The 16,990-nt window shown below is 37.7% G+C and carries 13 protein-coding genes and 1 rRNA gene; 10 read left to right on the top strand and 4 right to left on the bottom strand.

Going from position 1 to position 16,990, the window contains the following annotated elements; translation table 11 throughout:
- Positions 1–34: 34 nt before the first annotated feature.
- Together OSH00_RS15160 and OSH00_RS15155 are read left to right on the top strand one after the other, a co-directional pair.
- Entirely contained in the window at positions 35–889 is an 855-nt protein-coding gene (locus OSH00_RS15160; RefSeq protein WP_266131143.1) for a MaoC family dehydratase, read from the top strand.
- Between the two features lie 74 nt (positions 890–963).
- Positions 964–2,226 carry a serine hydrolase domain-containing protein gene (locus OSH00_RS15155; protein WP_266131142.1) on the top strand — a complete coding sequence of 421 codons (1,263 nt, stop codon included), beginning with the start codon at positions 964–966 and terminating at the stop codon, positions 2,224–2,226.
- An 11-nt stretch (positions 2,227–2,237) separates the two neighbouring features.
- Here the strand turns inward: OSH00_RS15155 and OSH00_RS15150 are convergent, their stop codons facing one another.
- Entirely contained in the window at positions 2,238–2,825 is a 588-nt protein-coding gene (locus OSH00_RS15150) for a TetR family transcriptional regulator (RefSeq protein WP_266131141.1), read from the bottom strand.
- Positions 2,826–2,939: 114 nt separating this feature from the next.
- Between OSH00_RS15150 and OSH00_RS15145 the strand changes: the two genes are divergently transcribed.
- From OSH00_RS15145 to OSH00_RS15135, 3 genes are all read left to right on the top strand, one after another.
- The gene (locus OSH00_RS15145) at positions 2,940–4,427 is read left to right on the top strand and encodes a SmvA family efflux MFS transporter (RefSeq protein ID WP_266131140.1); all 1,488 of its coding nucleotides are present in this window, start codon (positions 2,940–2,942) and stop codon (positions 4,425–4,427) included.
- A 232-nt stretch (positions 4,428–4,659) separates the two neighbouring features.
- Positions 4,660–6,843 carry a DNA polymerase III subunit gamma/tau gene (dnaX, locus tag OSH00_RS15140; protein WP_266131139.1) on the top strand — a complete coding sequence of 728 codons (2,184 nt, stop codon included), beginning with the start codon at positions 4,660–4,662 and terminating at the stop codon, positions 6,841–6,843.
- 963 nt (positions 6,844–7,806) lie between these two features.
- Positions 7,807–8,526, top strand: coding sequence for an MgtC/SapB family protein (locus OSH00_RS15135; RefSeq protein WP_266131138.1), 720 nt, complete (start codon positions 7,807–7,809; stop codon positions 8,524–8,526).
- Positions 8,527–8,588: 62 nt separating this feature from the next.
- Here the strand turns inward: OSH00_RS15135 and OSH00_RS15130 are convergent, their stop codons facing one another.
- From OSH00_RS15130 to OSH00_RS15120, 3 genes are all read right to left on the bottom strand, one after another.
- Positions 8,589–9,023, bottom strand: coding sequence for an acyl-CoA thioesterase (locus OSH00_RS15130; protein ID WP_266131137.1), 435 nt, complete (start codon positions 9,021–9,023; stop codon positions 8,589–8,591).
- A gap of 795 nt (positions 9,024–9,818) precedes the next feature.
- Positions 9,819–10,625: an OmpW/AlkL family protein gene (locus OSH00_RS15125; protein WP_266131136.1), complete on the bottom strand. Its 807-nt coding sequence runs from the start codon at positions 10,623–10,625 to the stop codon at positions 9,819–9,821.
- A 798-nt stretch (positions 10,626–11,423) separates the two neighbouring features.
- Positions 11,424–12,578 (bottom strand): iron-containing alcohol dehydrogenase, encoded by a 1,155-nt coding sequence (locus OSH00_RS15120; RefSeq protein WP_266131135.1) that lies wholly within the window; start codon positions 12,576–12,578, stop codon positions 11,424–11,426.
- A gap of 122 nt (positions 12,579–12,700) precedes the next feature.
- Between OSH00_RS15120 and OSH00_RS15115 the strand changes: the two genes are divergently transcribed.
- The 5 genes from OSH00_RS15115 to OSH00_RS15095 all read left to right on the top strand — a co-directional run.
- Positions 12,701–13,213, top strand: coding sequence for a low molecular weight protein-tyrosine-phosphatase (locus tag OSH00_RS15115; RefSeq protein ID WP_266131134.1), 513 nt, complete (start codon positions 12,701–12,703; stop codon positions 13,211–13,213).
- A 30-nt stretch (positions 13,214–13,243) separates the two neighbouring features.
- Entirely contained in the window at positions 13,244–14,272 is a 1,029-nt protein-coding gene (gene murB, locus OSH00_RS15110) for a UDP-N-acetylmuramate dehydrogenase (protein WP_266131133.1), read from the top strand.
- Positions 14,273–14,286: 14 nt separating this feature from the next.
- On the top strand, positions 14,287–15,435 hold the full coding sequence (locus tag OSH00_RS15105) for a YdcF family protein (protein ID WP_266131132.1): 1,149 nt from the start codon (positions 14,287–14,289) through the stop codon (positions 15,433–15,435).
- Complete coding sequence (locus OSH00_RS15100; RefSeq protein WP_266131131.1) at positions 15,435–16,463, top strand: alpha/beta hydrolase; 1,029 nt, start codon at positions 15,435–15,437, stop codon at positions 16,461–16,463. Before OSH00_RS15105 ends, OSH00_RS15100 begins: the two co-directional genes overlap by 1 nt.
- A 443-nt stretch (positions 16,464–16,906) precedes the next feature.
- A 16S ribosomal RNA gene (locus OSH00_RS15095) occupies positions 16,907–16,990 on the top strand; the annotation flags it as partial.

Below are 16,990 nucleotides of genomic sequence, written 5' to 3'. Positions count from 1 at the left end.
ATATTGAATAAGAATTAATTTGCAAAGGTCTAGTATGAATACTCGCCATTTTAGTCAACTTCCAAAACCATATTTAGCTTATCCAAAAGTCATTCAAGGTTTGGTTTTTAAAAAGCCAAAAGGTGAAAAGGTACTGCCGCAAGTTGAATACGTGGTGGACTCATTCAAAATCGATCCAAACCATTTAAAAGCTTATAATGAAGTATGTGGTTTCAAGAACAATGGTTATATTCCAGCAATTTATTTGGCTGTTTTATCACAAAGTTTGCAAATGCATATGATGACTTCAGAAGCATTTCCTTTTGCAATTTTGGGCTTGGTACATATCCGCAACCAAGTAAAACAGACACGTAAAATTGGGGTGAATGAACAATTGACTTTATCTTGTCAATTCGGTGAATTAAAACCGCATGATAAAGGAGTGCAATTCGATTTTATAACGACTGCAAAAGTCGGTAATGAGATCGTCATGCAAGGTTTAACCACTTATTTGGCACGTCAAAAAACACAAGGTGTGGTTTCTGAAAAGGTCAAGGAATCAAAAGAGCCTGATTTCCAAGTTGCAGCGGTATGGGAGGTTTCTGAAAATACCGGTCGTCGTTATGCAATCACATCAGGTGATTTTAATCTGATTCATATTCATGCATTGACTGCAAAAGCCTTTGGTTTTAAACAGGCGATTGCACATGGGATGTGGAGTAAAGCAAGAGTTTTAGCGAGCCTGAATTTGCCTGATGCCTATAAGGCGGATGTTGTCTTCAAATTACCGATGTATTTACCTTCATCGGTTGAATTCTTGACAGCAACAACAGGCAAGGATACTGATTTTCTGATTCGCAATCAAAAGTCACAAAAACCACATGTGTCTGGTGTAGTAAAAGCTTTATAAGATAAAATACAGAGCCTAAGTCGAGATGATTTAGGCTTTTTAATAAAAAGGCACGAATAAAAATAGGATAGGAAATGAGTAGCTTAACGGATATTATTTTTGCAAACACCAAAAATTATCATGGTTATGTAGACCAGCGCTTTGAAGATCTTGCAATTCAATTTAGCCGTTTACAGGATGGTCGATGTGAAAAGGGTGGAGCTGCTTTAACTGTATATTTCCAACAACAGAAAGTTATAGATATTTATACAGGTCAGAAATCTCAAACGGAGCATTGGAATGAAGATACTTTATCTGTTTGTTATTCTACTGGAAAGGGTATCCTTGCGACCTTAGCGCATATTCTCGTGAGTGAAGGGTATTTAGATTACGATACACCTATTGTGAATTATTGGTCTGAGTTTGGTAAAAATGGAAAGCAAAATATGACTTTACGTCATATTTTAAGTCATCAAAGCGGTTTATACGATATTCGAAATATTATCAATAGCGCCGTAGAAATGGCTGATTGGCAGCATATGCTTAAAGTCATCGAGCAGGCAACCCCACGTTTTGCGATAGGGACAGATATTGCTTATCAGGCGCTTACTTTTGGTTGGCTGGTCGGTGGCGTATTGGAAAAAGCAACTCACCAGCCACTCCCTGCGTTAATGCACAAATACTTGGTAGAACCACTACAACTTGATGGTGCGTACTTTGGTGTACCAGACACAGAATTAAATCGTGTTGCGCGTTTGATTCAGAAAGCAATACCTGAACAAAAAGTAGAAACCAAATCTGTTAAAAACAAAGCCAAACAACGTAAACATTCTTTTTCAGATAAATTGGTGGAATTAACAGGTCAAAATCCGCAAGACTTTTTAGATGCGATGGTACCAAAGGGAATGCGCGATTTTAGTTTTTTCAGTGATCAGGGATTGCAAGCGATTATTCCGGCAGCCAATGGTGTATTTACTGCAAATAGTTTGGCCAAAGTTTATGCCATGATGGCAAATAAAGGCGTTTGGGATGGAAAGGTATTTATCCGGGCTGAAGTTTTTGAGGAATTAAGCAAGATTCAATCGATTAAAAGAGATCGTGTCATGCCAATTCCTATGAAATGGCGTTTAGGCTATCATCGTGTGATTAGTATGGGTAAACGTGCAAAACAGGGGTTTGGTCATATTGGCTATAATGGCTCTGGGGCATGGTGTGATCCACAGCGCGAACTCAGTTTTGCCTATACCCATAATTTTGCAATTGGTTCAATCACAGGGGATTATCGCCTATGGGGATTGACTCAAGAAACCCTACGCTGTGCTGATAAGCTTTTAAAAGGCAGTAAAGGATGGTTTTAATTCATTCCATATTATTCAAATAATTCCATTTTAAGCATCAACTCAACATGGTGCTTAAAAGAATGATTGTCCAAACCTTTTAACCCCAATTCATAAATACCCTCTAATCCACAGACAAATGCAATAAGACGCCATGCGATATCTTGGCTTGAACTCAAAGTAGACCTCTTGAATTCTTGTTGGCTTATCCCATATTCAATTGTCGTCACCAAAGCAAGATGCCATTTTTCCATCGCAATATTATAGGCTTTTTTTATTTCTTGATCCTGATCTATGAGTACTTCTGCTTCATTCCATAAACGTAAATAAGGTTGGGTTTGTTCAATATTTTCAATACCCAGCAATAAACATAAACGTTCGACACTACTTTCTGTAGTAATCAGATTTTCAACTTCATCGAGCTGATCCATTAAAACAATGAATACTTCTGCTTTTAAGTGTGAGCTGGATTCAAAATGATGATGCACTTGACCTGTAGAGACCTGAGCTTCACTCGCAATTCGACGCACCGTTAAACCATTCAGTCCGTCTTGTAGTGCCAAACGTTTGGCAGCATCCAAAATCATGCTGCGACGTTGCGCTCGATTTAAATAGTTCATAGTTTGGCTTTCAACTTAATTTACAAAACAGATATTAAACAAAGTTGGACAGTTGTTCAAGTGCGGGTATAATGAGCTATCTTGAACAAGTGTCCAACTTTAATTAGGTGTGTTATGTACCGCAAATGGGTGATTCTGGCAATCATCGTACTCATTTATTTACCTGTTTCAATTGATGCAACAGTACTCCATGTCGCTATTCCGACTTTGAGCACTGCCTTATCATTATCTGCCAATGAAATGTTATGGGTTATTGATATCTACTCACTGATCATGGCAGGTTTGATTTTACCTATGGGTGCATTGGGTGATCGGATCGGTTTTAAACGCCTCATGTTGATTGGTGCCAGTATCTTTGGTGTGGCATCCTTAATGGCAGCTTTTGCACATTCAGCCTATATGTTGATTGCAGCCAGAGCATTTTTAGGTGTTGGCGCCGCGATGATTTTACCTGCAACTTTGGCAGGTGTTCGGAATACTTTTTTAGATGAGAAACAACGAAATTACGCATTGGGAATTTGGGGAACAGTTGGCGGCGGCGGAGCAGCTTTTGGTCCACTATTAGGTGGATTTATTTTAGAGCACTTGAGTTGGGGCGCTGTTTTCCTGATTAATGTACCGATAATTATTCTTGTGCTTATTTTGACCTTATGGTTAGTACCTAAACAAGCAGTACAAACAAAGCAACCTTTAAACTTACTACAAGCATTCATTTTGGTGGGTGCCATATTGATGTTGATCTATTCGATTAAGACGTCCATATATGCGTTCAACCTGTCTATAGGATTGGTTTTTGTTGTTGGCGTGGGATTGCTAGCAGGTTTTGTTCGCCATCAACTTCGTACTGCTCAGCCGATGATTGATTTTATGCTGTTTAAAAACCCTGTAATTTCAACCAGTATCGTGATGGCCATGGTTGCCATGATTGCCTTAGTTGGATTTGAGCTGTTGCTTTCTCAAGAATTGCAGTTTGTGTATGGCTATACGCCACTTGAAGCTGGACTATTCATTTTACCATTTATGATCGCGATCAGTATTGGTGGACCTTTTACCAGTGTCCTAATGAATCACTATGGCTTGCGACCTGTAGCGACTGTTGGAATGCTGATGTGTGCGGTCTGTTTCTTTGGTTTGGCAATGACTGATTTCAATGGACAAAATATTCAGGCATGGGGATGGATGGTGCTGATGGGAATCAGCGTTGAAATTGCTTTATTGTCATCTACAGCTGCCATTATGTCAGCCGTATCTCCTGAAAAAGCAACTGCTGCGGGTGCAATTGAGGGAATGGCGTATGAACTGGGTGCTGGTTTAGGTATTGCTATTTTTGGACTGCTGTTATCACTGTTCTATGCGCAATCAATTGTGATACCCTCAACACTTCCAGTCGATCTTGTGACTCAAGTAAGTTCATCAATTGGTGAGGCTCTATCTGTGATCCAGCATGCAGACCCTGCATTGATGCAACAAGTAAAACTGGCTGCCTCAGAAGCATTTATCCATTCGCACAGCAAAGTACTGAGTATTTCTGGTGTAATGTTTTTAATATTATCGGTATTTGTTTGGCGGGCATTACCGGATAAGCAGCTTTTAGCGAAATAGTATATTGATTGTGACCAGTATTTAAGTCTAGCGCTTACTCAATAGATTGTAGTGAGCTCTATTTTTTTAGTTTAATAAATGATTCTCTTACAGCAACGTTCAAGAGATGTCATTAAAATGGTCAAATTTGAGGAAATTGATCGAATTATCTCTAATAAAAAATAACTCTACAGTTCTTCATTCACTAATTGTCAAAAAAACAGTATCCTTAGCTCTGTAACTAGGAGCTTCCATGTATCAGGTACTTGCACGTAAATATCGCCCACGCAACTTTAATGAATTGGTCGGACAGAACCACGTTTCTCGTGCGCTGACCAGTGCTTTGGATCGTGGACGTTTACATCATGCTTACTTATTTACGGGAACACGTGGTGTTGGAAAAACCACAATTGCGCGAATTTTAGCAAAATGTTTAAACTGTGAAACTGGCGTAACTTCGACACCTTGTGAAGTTTGTGCAACATGTAAAGCTGTCAATGAAGGGCGTTTTATCGACCTCATTGAAATCGATGCAGCATCGCGAACCAAAGTTGAAGATACCCGTGAGCTGCTTGATAATGTGCCTTATGCACCTACGCAAGGTCGTTTTAAAGTTTATCTGATTGATGAAGTGCATATGCTTTCTACGCACTCATTCAACGCTTTGTTAAAAACATTGGAAGAACCTCCAGAACATGTAAAATTTTTATTTGCGACAACGGATCCACAAAAACTTCCTATTACAGTGATCTCGCGTTGCTTGCAATTTACATTACGTCCTTTGGCTGTAGATGAAATTACCCATCATCTCAGCAGTATTTTAAACAAAGAGGAAATATCAGCAGAGCAAGATGCCATTTGGCAAATTGCGGAATCTGCACAAGGTTCGTTACGTGATGCCTTGTCTTTAACTGATCAAGCAATAGCTTATGGTCAGGGTGCAATTCATCACCAAGATGTTAAAGAAATGTTGGGCTTGATTGATCGAACGATTATTTATGATTTGATTTTGGCGATACATCAAAATCAGCAGGAACGCGTCAGCCAGTTGTTATTACAGTTTAGACAGCAGGCTTTAGATGTTTCATTGGTTTTGGATCAGTTTATTTCAACATTACATGAATTGGCAATGTTGCAATATTTGCCAGAGCTCAGTCTAAAATATAGTGCTGAAATTAATCAAAAAATTATACAGTTATCACAAATTGTCTCTGCTCAGGATTTACAGCTCTATTATCAAATTGCATGTAAAGGTCGGGCAGAGTTGCAACTTGCAGTGACGCAAGAGCAGGGTTTTGAAATGACTGTATTGCGTTTACTTGCCTTTAGGCCGATGCGGGTGAATGAAGTCATTGTTTCTCAAACTCAACAGCAGGTTGAACAGCAAATACTTTCAACTGAAATTCAAGATGAATCTTTAAATATTGACCATCATCAGTCTGTGAACGCATTTGCAGAAAGTCAAGACAAGACTCAGGTTGAGGTGAGGAGCGATAATGAAGTAAAGATCGGCAGTGAACTTGATACAGAAAATGGGGTTATTGCGCGTGATCTTGTCTTGCAACAGTTGCAGCCATTAGAATCTGATCCTGCTTTTGATGCTGTTGAAGATGAGTTATCACAGCATCGTATTGAAGATCAAGAGCCGAACAGCGATGATACTTTCGATGAGCCATTTATTGAAGACGCTGACAGCACAGAGAGCGGTGCACCAATACAGACGACCATTCCAGAAACTTCTCAATCTGTTGCCTTACAGCCAAATCATGATGTTCAAAATGACAGGTCTGTGGATAGTGCTGCACCAGATTTAACCCTCTTTGGTGCTCAGCTTCATTCGCAAAGTACCAATGCAAACTCTTCAGTATCGATCGCAAATCAGGAGGTGTTCTTTTTAGCCCCTGAAGAGCACGATCAACAGCTTGATATTGAATCTATAAAAGAACAACAACCAAGTGAAAAACAAGTTCAGACGGTCAAGCCTGAAACTCAATTATTATCCTCAAATGATGGTCAAACACCGCAACAAATATTAACGCTACAATCTCAAGTTTTAGAAGGAGAGTGGACTGTTGATAAATGGGAATATTGGTTTAGGAACAGTTCACTTTCTCCAGCCGTTCAAGAACTGGCACAACATGGTTTGATGATGGGTGTAATTAATGGTCAGTCCGTTTTTCAAACTTCATCAAAATATGAAAAATTATTGAATCAGGCACAACATGATCTTGAAGCTGCTTTAAAGCAGCAATGGTCACAAACGATATTTACGGTTCAATATGGTGAGGTCGAATCGATTACACCATATATGATGCAAAAAGAACGTAAAGTACGTGCTTTTGATCGTGCTGCTGAAATGCTTAAACAAGAGCCTGTGGTAAAAAGCTTGATTGATGCATTTGATGGTCAGATTGAAAATATTCAGCTCAAAAATTGAATAAATGTTCTGGTAATTTTTGCTGTTCATTCAATTTAGTCTAAATGAATGAGATGCGCTGGCCACTTTAGATTGCTGGCGCATACCTTTTCGTCAGTGACTGGTTTTTCAGAAGATCAATGAACAATATATCCAATCTGTTGAAAGCGCATACCTTAAAATATAATTTCTCTTAAGCAATATCCTTAATAAAATCAAGCTTCTGATTGCTCATATAAAGTTTTTATTACTGTGTCTTGGCTCTTATGTTATAAATAAATTCTGAAGGCGAAGATTCACTATAGAAAAGCCAATGATGGTTCAAAAGTACAAAATAAATGCAGGCCCAAATTTTCTAACAATGTGTATAAAATCAAAAGTAGACTGGATATTAAGGATTGAAATGCAATCGCATATTTGAATCATCGTGCGCTGTGAACATCGGTTTTATTCAATTGTATTATCGGGATATCAAAATTTTGATCAGTTTGGGATGATCTTATAAAATAAATATGAATTAAAAATAAAGCAGTTTTTATTCGGTCAGTTTGTGGTTATAATCACGCCAATTTTACCAAAGGGGTGCGTAAAAATGCCAAATAGTTCGTCGAGGTGCTGTAGTTTATCTATAGTGATTCTAGATGATTAAGCAAGGCATTTTCCCAAGAATGTTGTCTTGCAATGAGATAGCATTTCTATTTTTAAACTACATTTTCCTTAATTAAAATACCTGTTCAAGGTCTGTTTTTATATCTCTTGTTTTATCATCCTGTACTTCATGTCAACAATGCGGCTTGGGTTCACATATAAGGCTATCTGTACCAAACTAGTTTTGATAATTAACATCGTTAAAGTATCGTGTTTTAAACACCTTGCAATACTTTCGTCATTTGCATGTGATAAAAAAGTAAAGGGCTTTTATTCTGTTATTCATGAGATATCAACGATATAGACCATAAATTAAAATAACTGTGGAGCGTATAGATGCAACTCCAATTTATGCAACATTTAGAATTAACAAACATGCTTGATACATTGATCAGTCTTTTTTCTGCCTTTATTTTGGGGGGGCTGATTGGATTTGAACGTCAGTATCGACAACGTACAGCAGGTTTAAGGACAAATGTATTGGTGGCTGTAGGTGCAGCTATTTTTGTTGATATTGCCAATAACTTAACTGGTGCAGATGGTTCTGTTCGAGTAATTGCCTATGTTGTTTCTGGGATCGGCTTTTTAGGTGCGGGCGTGATCATGCGTCAAGAGGGTAATATACAAGGGTTAAATACTGCTGCAACCCTGTGGTGTTCTGCTGCTGTTGGTGCGGCGGCAGGTTGCGATCGTATTGTCGAGGCATTGTTGGCGACATTATTCATTTTGGCTGCAAATACCTTGTTACGTCCGATCGGACATATTATTGATCGCAAGCCTTTAAATGTTGAGTCAGAAATGCAACATGAAATTTATGTGGTGTGCCAAAAAGAACATAGTAAATATGTCATGGATGAGTTGAGTAAAGCTTTGAAGCATTATCATTTTCCAGCGAAAGATTTTGATGTTGAACCTTTTGGAGAGCAAGATGTAGAGATTAAGGCAATTTTGATTGCGAACTCAGTTGAAGAAAAAGAAATTCAGCCGATTATTGAAATGTTAAACCAAATGCCTGAAGTCAATCAGGCTTTTTGGGATCAAAATACTTTGGCTTAAATGCTATGCGGTAAATTTAATTTTATTAGATCTTAATTTTAAATCATTGATTTTAAAATTAATTATTCACTTAGATAAATCTCTAAAGCATCTCGCATATCTTGAGGGATCGGGGTGCTTTTTTTGCTGTTACGAGAGACAAATACATGGACAAATTGCCCCTGTGCTGAAGCCTGGTCATGTCCTTGTTTAAAAATTGCCAAATCATAAGTCAGCGATGCGTTTCCTATTTTTGAAATGGCAACACCGACCTCAATAATTTCAGGATAAGTGAGTTCTTGAAAAAAATCACAAGAAGAATTTACGACTAAGCCAATAATCGGTGAGTGATGGATATCAAAGCCAGCTTTTTGAATTAATAGGGCATTGGCTGCAGTATCGAAATAACTATAATAGGTCACATTATTCACATGACCATAAATATCGTTGTCCGCCCAACGCGTTTGAATCGGGAAAATAAAGGCATATTGATTGCGTAATTTTATTTGTGGTTTCATTTTTTACTCTGCGTTAAACGGACATGTGTATTAAAACAATACAGTGTGAATGATAATCTATGTATATTCAATTGAGTCAATTTATGATCACATCATTCTAGGGAATTGAATAGATATGACGATGTTATTTGTAAAAAGCGTGTTTTATCTATAATTTTACATTTTTGTCTAATGGTTTAATGAGGTCAAAGTTTTGTTCTTGCTTGGATGTAAAGAAGATAGAAACTTTCTGTTAGCGTGGGAGTATCCTTGGTTTTCATGCAATACGGTGATTGTTTGCATCTGATCCTATTGAGTTGGTTGCATTGCAGGCTGCGGTAGGAAATCGTCTGTTTATTGATACCTGTGCTGTGATATCAAGCATTGATATCCAGTGAATTTGATGCATTTAGAAGATTTTGGTCATCCATTTATTTTGTACTTTTGAACTCGAGGTGATTTTTCTATCTTGAGGGGACATGGATGTTGTCATATTGATGAGATAGATGAGCAAAATAAAAGCAATGTTTTGTTTGCATCGCACGAATATTGTTTAAAAAATTGGTTAGGTACAGCGGGTCATCAACTGCGCAAATCGATTTAAACTTGAGATGTAAAGCGTGGCAGTGAAAGCTTTATGTCATCAAACAATATATCGCATTAATTTTATTGAGCAACAGAAATGATATTTATCTGTATGCGTTTTTCAATAGCTTGACTAATATGAATAACTGATGATTTAAAAACGGAAAGCCCATCAAGTCTGACTTCATGAGCTTTAGAAAATAGAATCTGATCGAAATCAGATTCTATTGATTAGAAACGGTACCCTAGACCTAAATAAGTCACAATCGGCTTAATTTCAATACTGCTTTGACCTGAGATTAAGGTTGTTGTGCCTGCTGGTGTAGTGCCATTCACATTGAGTTTAGCTTTAGTTGTAAGGTGAGCATAAGACACCGAAGCTGTTGCATACCAGTTTTTATTGATATTGAAATCAGCGCCGAGAATAGCAACTGGTGCAAAAGCATCATCAACTTTTACTTTACCTAGCTCTGGCTTAAACGCAGCAAGATAAGGGTTTGCTTTGAGTGCTTGGTTAATTGCTGGGTCAGTTTCAACATTCGAGAAATGTGCATACATTAAACCGGCACCGATGTATGGACGGATTTTATTGTTGATTGAGCCAAAGTGGTAACGACCAGAGATAGTTGGTGTATATGCATCTGTTGTTGCCGCTTTGTCATATTTGTTGAGATCAATAACGTTGATTCCATGAACTTTAATGCTGCCTTTGCCTGCAAGTTCCATTTCAGGCGGTGCACCCAAAGTTAATTCTAATGAAACATTATCATTGACGAAATAATCCAGCATTAAACCTACAGTATCAGCATTTTGTACTTCAAAACCAGCATCAGGATTAGCTGCCTGCAAGTTGGCCAAAGGACCCAAGTAGGGTGAATTACCAGTTTTCCCATTGACACCTTGTCCCTTACTTTGTGGCATTACATGTAACCAACCTGTAGAAACAGCAAAAGTTTTACCGTCTGAAGTCGCAGCATGTGTAACAGTGTTTAAGCCAAATGCTGCGAATGGTAAAATCGCCAATGTAAGTTTTTTCATAGAATCATTTCCAATACTGTCTGTTATCTTAATTTCCCGATTAAGATCGTCGGCGATTCTAGAGTAATTATTTTAGAAATTAAACGGAAAATACGGTAAATTATCAACCAGTCAGTCATAGAAATAATAAGTAATTAAAATAATAGTATGATAATTAAAGTTATAAATAGATATTTTTTAAAAATCTTAAATAATCTGTTTGATTAAAAAATAGAATAAATCTAAATTTTAATGGTTGATTTTTGCGCATGTTGATAATTTGGTATTTTTATTATACTGCTGTATTTGCAGAAACTGACAATTTCTTGTGCTTGAGAAATCAAGATATACACCACTACCAAAAGAGATTTTTTGCTGCTTTTATCTAAAAAATCGAGCAGAACACCTACGCAAATCGATCAAAGCTTTTCTCAAAATATATGCCACAGCGAGGACACCTGACCTACATGAGATGTTTTTCCAACAAGCTATTTTGAATAGTTTAACAATATTCAAAGCCCATCCAAGAGCAAAAGCACAAGTATTCTGATCCTATGTTTTGAGTCTGTTGAGCGTTTACAGATGTTTGTGACAGTAGAGACCTTTTAGATTCAGTTAAGCAGATTTTGTAAAATTTAGTCCTGCTAAGTCAGCAAAACCGAAAGCTGTAGTGAAAAATGTCCATTCACCACAAGCTTACGATTAAAAACTCTGCAAACTGTTTTATAAAACATCATCAGGGGAGAGAGATCTGCATTTCATGCCTGTTCATGTCATTTTAACTGATAGCGCAATGCATGTTTAAAATGTCAGCAGGCCCTAATAAATTGCCTGATAAATCTTGAGTGCATCTGTGTAGTTCAAAACTTTAGGGTTGTTTTGTAATAGACGTGTTTGAAGCATTGCATCTTGTGCAAGCATTTCAAGCTGTTGAGGTTGTACATTTAAGTCTCTGAGTTTTAGTGTCAAGCGACTGTTGTTGAGATGATTTTGCATGTGATCGATAAATAAATCACAGAGACCTTCAATACTGCCTTTACTGTAGGGATCTAACCATTGCATGAGTTCAGCATAGTGAGCTTTGGCTTCAGAGGAATTAAATTTTAAGACTTCTAATAAAACCAAAGCATTGGTGTGCCCATGAGACAAGTGAAAATGCCCACCCAATGGATAAGCAAGGGCATGAACAGCACCAACAGGTGCATTGGCGAATGCTTGACCTGCAAGCATTGAACCTAACAGCATATTTTGACGAGCTTCCATGTTCATTCCATCTGCCAAGACAAGTTTTAAGTTCTTATTGAGAAGTTTAAGTGCTTGCTTTGCCAGCATGTCAGCATAAAAGTTTTTCTTTATTTTAGAAGTATAGGCTTCAATGGCATGTACCATTGCATCGATGCCAGTTGCAGCTGTGATCTGTGGCGGCAGACCTGCGGTAATTGTGGCATCAAGAATGGCGACATCAGCATATAAGGTGGGTGAGACAATTCCTGTTTTTGTCGTTTCACCAGTCGTGACAATAGAAATGGGCGTAACTTCAGAACCGGTACCTGCAGTGGTGGGGATCAGAATGAGCGGAAGTCTGGGTCCATGAACATTGTTGACACCGTAGATATCTTGAATGCTTTGAGTTTGTTGTGTATGAGCCAGGACTGCAATCAGTTTGGCCACATCCATTGAACTGCCTCCTCCAAAGCCAATAACAACATCTACTTGATTTTTTTTAGCAAATTCTACTGCGGAGAGAATAATGTGTTCAGCAGGATCAGCTTGTACATCTGAGTAAATCTCAAAAGCTAAATGAGACTCTTCTAGAATTTTCAGTACAGGTAAATGCAGTGCATGTTGAATCATCCCTGCATCCGTTACCAACAAGGCTTTTTTGTATTTTTGGGCCAATACCAGATTTAATTCTTGTATTGAACCCAGTCCAGAAATGATGTTTGCCACAGTTTGAAATTGGAAATGCTGCATTGTGTATTATCCTTAATCTGTCATCACAAAATTAACATTATTGTTTTAAGGTTCTATAGGATTCACTTGCTAAATAACTTAACATAAGCGGTTATAAAAGAAATGATCATTTGAGGCGGTTTATGTTATCCAAAATGCCATACAAGATTTTATGTGTGTGCTTAGGAAATATTTGTCGTTCACCTACAGCAGAAGTTGTTTTGCGACATTATTGTGATGAACAACAATTGAACGTGATTGTTGATTCAGCTGGAACGAGCAATTACCATCCGAATAAATCACCCGATCACCGCAGTCAAAAACATGCAATAAAAAGAGGCTATGATCTTTCTGATTTGCGTGCTAGGCAGTTAAAAATACAAGATTTTTTAGATTTTGATTTGATTCTTGCAATGGATCATGAAAATTTAGCGGATATAAAGTCATTACTTCAACAAGCGATTCAACAATTTGGTGGGCAATCTGTTAAAGCGCAAATTGCACTGATGAGTGAACATGATGCTGATTTCCCTAAGCAAGCCATTCCTGACCCTTATTATGGTGAAGCAGATGGATTTGAGCGTGTTCTTGATCAATGTGAGTCAAGTAGTTTAGCTTGGGTGCAGGTTTTTCAGCAGAAACTTCAGTATAAGTAATTGATATACATTAGGAATAAAATTTAAGTTATGAATATTGAATCTCAGGTTCAACTTAAACCATTTAATACACTCCGTTTAGATTCAGTTGCATCACATTTTGTAAAAGTGCAATCAGTTGCTGATCTTAAAAGTGCACTGCAATTTGCCAAACAAAATAATTTAAACGTGCTTCTTCTTTCAGGTGGAAGCAATATGATTCTTCCTGAACATATTCAGGCTTTGGTTGTTGCGATCGATATACAAGGAATTGAGTTTATCGGTGAGGATGAGCGTAGCAAAACAATTAAAATAGGTGCAGGACAAGTTTGGCACGACTTTGTATTGTGGACAACTGCACAACACTTGTATGGTCTGCAAAACCTTGCACTGATTCCAGGTTTGGTGGGAGCTTCTCCTGTACAAAATATAGGTGCTTATGGCGTAGAAGCAGGTGATTTTATTGAATCAGTTGAAGTATATGATCGTAAATTTGATCAAATACGCTCCATTAGTGCTCTGGATTGCCAATTTTCTTATCGTCACAGTATTTTCAAAGATGATCCAAATCGCTATGTAATTACTCATGTGGTTTTTAGATTATTGAAACAGACTGATTTAAAAATCAACTATGGCGACCTAAAAGCAGCAATGGCAGATGACTTGAGTGCTGAGAATTTACAAAAACAGGTGATCCAAATCCGACAAAGTAAACTTCCTGATCCCAAAGAATATCCAAATGTGGGAAGTTTCTTTAAAAATCCGATTATTGGGCAAGATCTATTTTCACAATTAATTGCAAAATTCCCTAATATTCCACATTATCCTCAAACAGAGGATCGCGTTAAAATTGCAGCTGGTTGGCTGATTGATCAAGCCGGATGGAAAGGTAGGCAACTTAATCAAGTGGGTATGTTCCATAAACAAGCTTTAGTTCTGGTCAATTATGCAGATGCGACATTGACAGATGTTCAAGCGACCTATCGAGCTGTTCAGAAGGACGTGTTTGATAAGTTTGCGGTACAGTTAGAGCCTGAACCTGTGCTTTTTAACGAAATGGGATTAATTCAGAACCATTAACATTGAGTCTATATATGGTTAAACAACATTGGATAGTCAGATTTTTACGGATGGTTGCAATACTATTTGTACTTTTTGGCTGTCTGATTGTATTTTGGTATACGCCATTCTATTCGAATCTAATGGTGAAGATTCTGAATACTTTTGTACCTGTTGAAGTCAATCAGGTCGCAGCAAAAAGTCAACAAAATGCGGCATTATCTGAAACAGAAAACCTAGAACCAGGTTCGGATTTGTGGATTGCTCGACAAGCTTATCTGAAGCTGATGGAAGAGCAGTTAAAAAGTAACGATGCCAAGGATTTGCTTGCACTTCAATTGCGTTACCGAGCTTTACAGGAAAAAATTGCCAAAGAGCAAAAAGATGATGATGAAGAGCAGATCAAACCAGTGATTCCTTTGGTGTCTGAACATGCTGCTTCTGCTACTGTAGAAGAACCGCCGAATGATGTTGTTAAAAATTTATTAGATTTAAATAGTGAAGACAATAAAGCACTAATGGATGAGTATTTAACTTTTCTGAAAAAGTATAAAGTTGATGATAAGACTTTACATGAAAATTCTTCTGCTTCATCGGTTGAATTATCAAGTTCACAAGTGCAGCAGGATTTAGAAAGTCTACCAAATAAAAGTAGCGAAGTTCCAAAACCAATCAGCCAACCTTATGCCATTGTAGTTTTGGGTGGGGGGTTGACTTTAGATAAAAACCAGAAAGATATTATTGTCAATGATTACACTAAATTAAGATTGGAAACGACCATTGCACTCGAGAAAAAAATGAAACTGCCCATTGTGTTGAGTGGTGTTGAAGCACCTTATATGCAAAAGTGGTTGTCTGAGCGTGGAGTGCAGGCAAAATTATTGGAAAATCGCAGTATGAATACCTGTGAAAATACACGTTTTAGCTCATTACTATTACAAAAAAAGGGCGGAGCACCTACTGTTATGCTGATTACAGACCGTTATCACATGCCTAGAACACGTCGTTTATTTGCACTCAATGGCATTGAAACAATTCCAGTAGATGCGCCAATGCCTACTCAATTGACACAATGGCAACCAAGCAAACAAAATTATGATCATAGCCGCAGAGCTAACTATGAAACTTTAGCAACAATTCGAGATATGTTGTTTGGTTCGAGTGGCTGTAGAGAGGTGCCTTAATGGCGGATATCCCATTTTTAAATCCTACAATTTTAAAACAACTTGATTTGCCAGTACCCAGTCGGGATACCACACCACAATTATTAGAAGCTTTAAATTTAAACCGTGAATATGTGCCTAACCAAGAAATCAAGGCTTATCAGCGACTTTATGGTTTTGATCAATTGGATTGTATCCAATGGCAAGGCTTTATTGATATGCCCTTGTTTAAGTTGCATGTTCAGGTATTTAAGCCAAAAATTGAAAAAGTAAAAGGAACAGTCTGTTTATTACATGGCTATTTAGAACATAGTGGTATCTATCAACCGATTGTCAAAGAAATTCTTGAACAAGGCTTCAGTGTAATTACTTACGACTTGCCAGGTCATGGTTTAAGTAACGGTTCACCAGCCAATATTAAAAATTTTGACCACTATCAGCACGTGCTGCATGCCGTTTACCAATATGTTAAAAACTCACAGCATCTTCCTAAACCTTGGTTAGGTGTTGGTCAGAGTACAGGTGGTGCAATTTGGATGCATCATTTACTTGAATATGCACAAAAACGAGAAAATCCAATCGTCGATCGAGTTTTACTCTTATCGCCTTTGGTTCGACCGGCTAAAACAGCGTGGTGGCACAATTCTATTGGTTTAGGCATTATTCGTAGAATTAAAAGAGAAGTTCCGCGTCATTTTAAACGTAACAATCATAATCCGGAGTTTTTGAGATTTGTAAGACTTAAAGATCCTTTACAACCCCGTATGATGGGAATGGACTGGATTCTAGCAATGTCGAAATGGATGCAGGAAATGGAAGAGTTTCCAAAATGCCGCATACCTGTATGGTTGGCGCAAGGGGCTCAAGATCAAACAGTAGATTGGAAATATAATATTGATTTTGTGCGCCGCCAGTTCAGACTGCAAACGTTATTAATTCTTGAAGAAGGGTCACATCAACTCATTAATGAACGTGCTGATATTCGGGCAGCATTAACGGGTTTAATCCCGGCTTTTTTGCATGCGCATTCTTCGGGTGACTATTTTTAATCAGTCGCTAATAAATAATGGCGCTTGCATCGCTCTTTTTTATGCTTTTAAAAGGATGGCTTATAAGAATTGTTAAAAAATGAGTGAAAAATACAGTTTTTTATACAATCTGTTTAAAAAATAAGCATGTGATTGAAGTTTTTTGAAATAGGGGTTGCGTGTCTCGAGAAAATATATAGAATACGCAGCATCCCGACGCGATACAGCAAACGAACTTAGCTTAGAGGGTTAAGTTGTTGGATGTTTATTGCGTTATATTTATCACTGACGAGGTGGTAAATTGATCATTAAGAGAATATGAAGAACAACTTGTGTGGATTTTTACTGATTGATTGATCGAAATATTATCATTGATTGATTGGTTTAAATTACTCGAAGTTTATTTGAGAGAATTTGTCAGGAATTGATGAGCCAGAATTGTGACCTTAAGTCACTAATGATTTTAACTGAAGAGTTTGATCATGGCTCAGATTGAACGCTGGCGGCAGGCTTAACACATGCAAGTCGAGCGGGGGAGATTGCTTCGG

Source organism: Acinetobacter nematophilus (genome assembly GCF_026344175.1).
GTDB classification, from domain to species: Bacteria; Pseudomonadota; Gammaproteobacteria; order Pseudomonadales; family Moraxellaceae; genus Acinetobacter; species Acinetobacter nematophilus.
Note: the sequence above shows the minus strand (reverse complement) of the source record. Positions and strands in the feature narration are given on the sequence as shown.

Bases quoted from the DNA above. Each gene is read 5' to 3' on its own strand.
- OSH00_RS15100 (WP_266131131.1), top strand. From the start codon at position 15,435: ATGGCGGATATCCCATTTTTAAATCCTACAATTTTAAAACAACTTGAT.
- OSH00_RS15105 (WP_266131132.1), top strand. From the start codon at position 14,287: ATGGTTAAACAACATTGGATAGTCAGATTTTTACGGATGGTTGCAATA.
- OSH00_RS15135 (WP_266131138.1), top strand. From the start codon at position 7,807: ATGCAACTCCAATTTATGCAACATTTAGAATTAACAAACATGCTTGAT.
- OSH00_RS15150 (WP_266131141.1), bottom strand. From the start codon at position 2,825: ATGAACTATTTAAATCGAGCGCAACGTCGCAGCATGATTTTGGATGCT.
- OSH00_RS15125 (WP_266131136.1), bottom strand. From the start codon at position 10,625: ATGAAAAAACTTACATTGGCGATTTTACCATTCGCAGCATTTGGCTTA.
- OSH00_RS15160 (WP_266131143.1), top strand. From the start codon at position 35: ATGAATACTCGCCATTTTAGTCAACTTCCAAAACCATATTTAGCTTAT.
- OSH00_RS15130 (WP_266131137.1), bottom strand. From the start codon at position 9,023: ATGAAACCACAAATAAAATTACGCAATCAATATGCCTTTATTTTCCCG.
- OSH00_RS15155 (WP_266131142.1), top strand. From the start codon at position 964: ATGAGTAGCTTAACGGATATTATTTTTGCAAACACCAAAAATTATCAT.
- OSH00_RS15120 (WP_266131135.1), bottom strand. From the start codon at position 12,578: ATGCAGCATTTCCAATTTCAAACTGTGGCAAACATCATTTCTGGACTG.
- murB (WP_266131133.1), top strand. From the start codon at position 13,244: ATGAATATTGAATCTCAGGTTCAACTTAAACCATTTAATACACTCCGT.
- OSH00_RS15145 (WP_266131140.1), top strand. From the start codon at position 2,940: ATGTACCGCAAATGGGTGATTCTGGCAATCATCGTACTCATTTATTTA.
- dnaX (WP_266131139.1), top strand. From the start codon at position 4,660: ATGTATCAGGTACTTGCACGTAAATATCGCCCACGCAACTTTAATGAA.
- OSH00_RS15115 (WP_266131134.1), top strand. From the start codon at position 12,701: ATGTTATCCAAAATGCCATACAAGATTTTATGTGTGTGCTTAGGAAAT.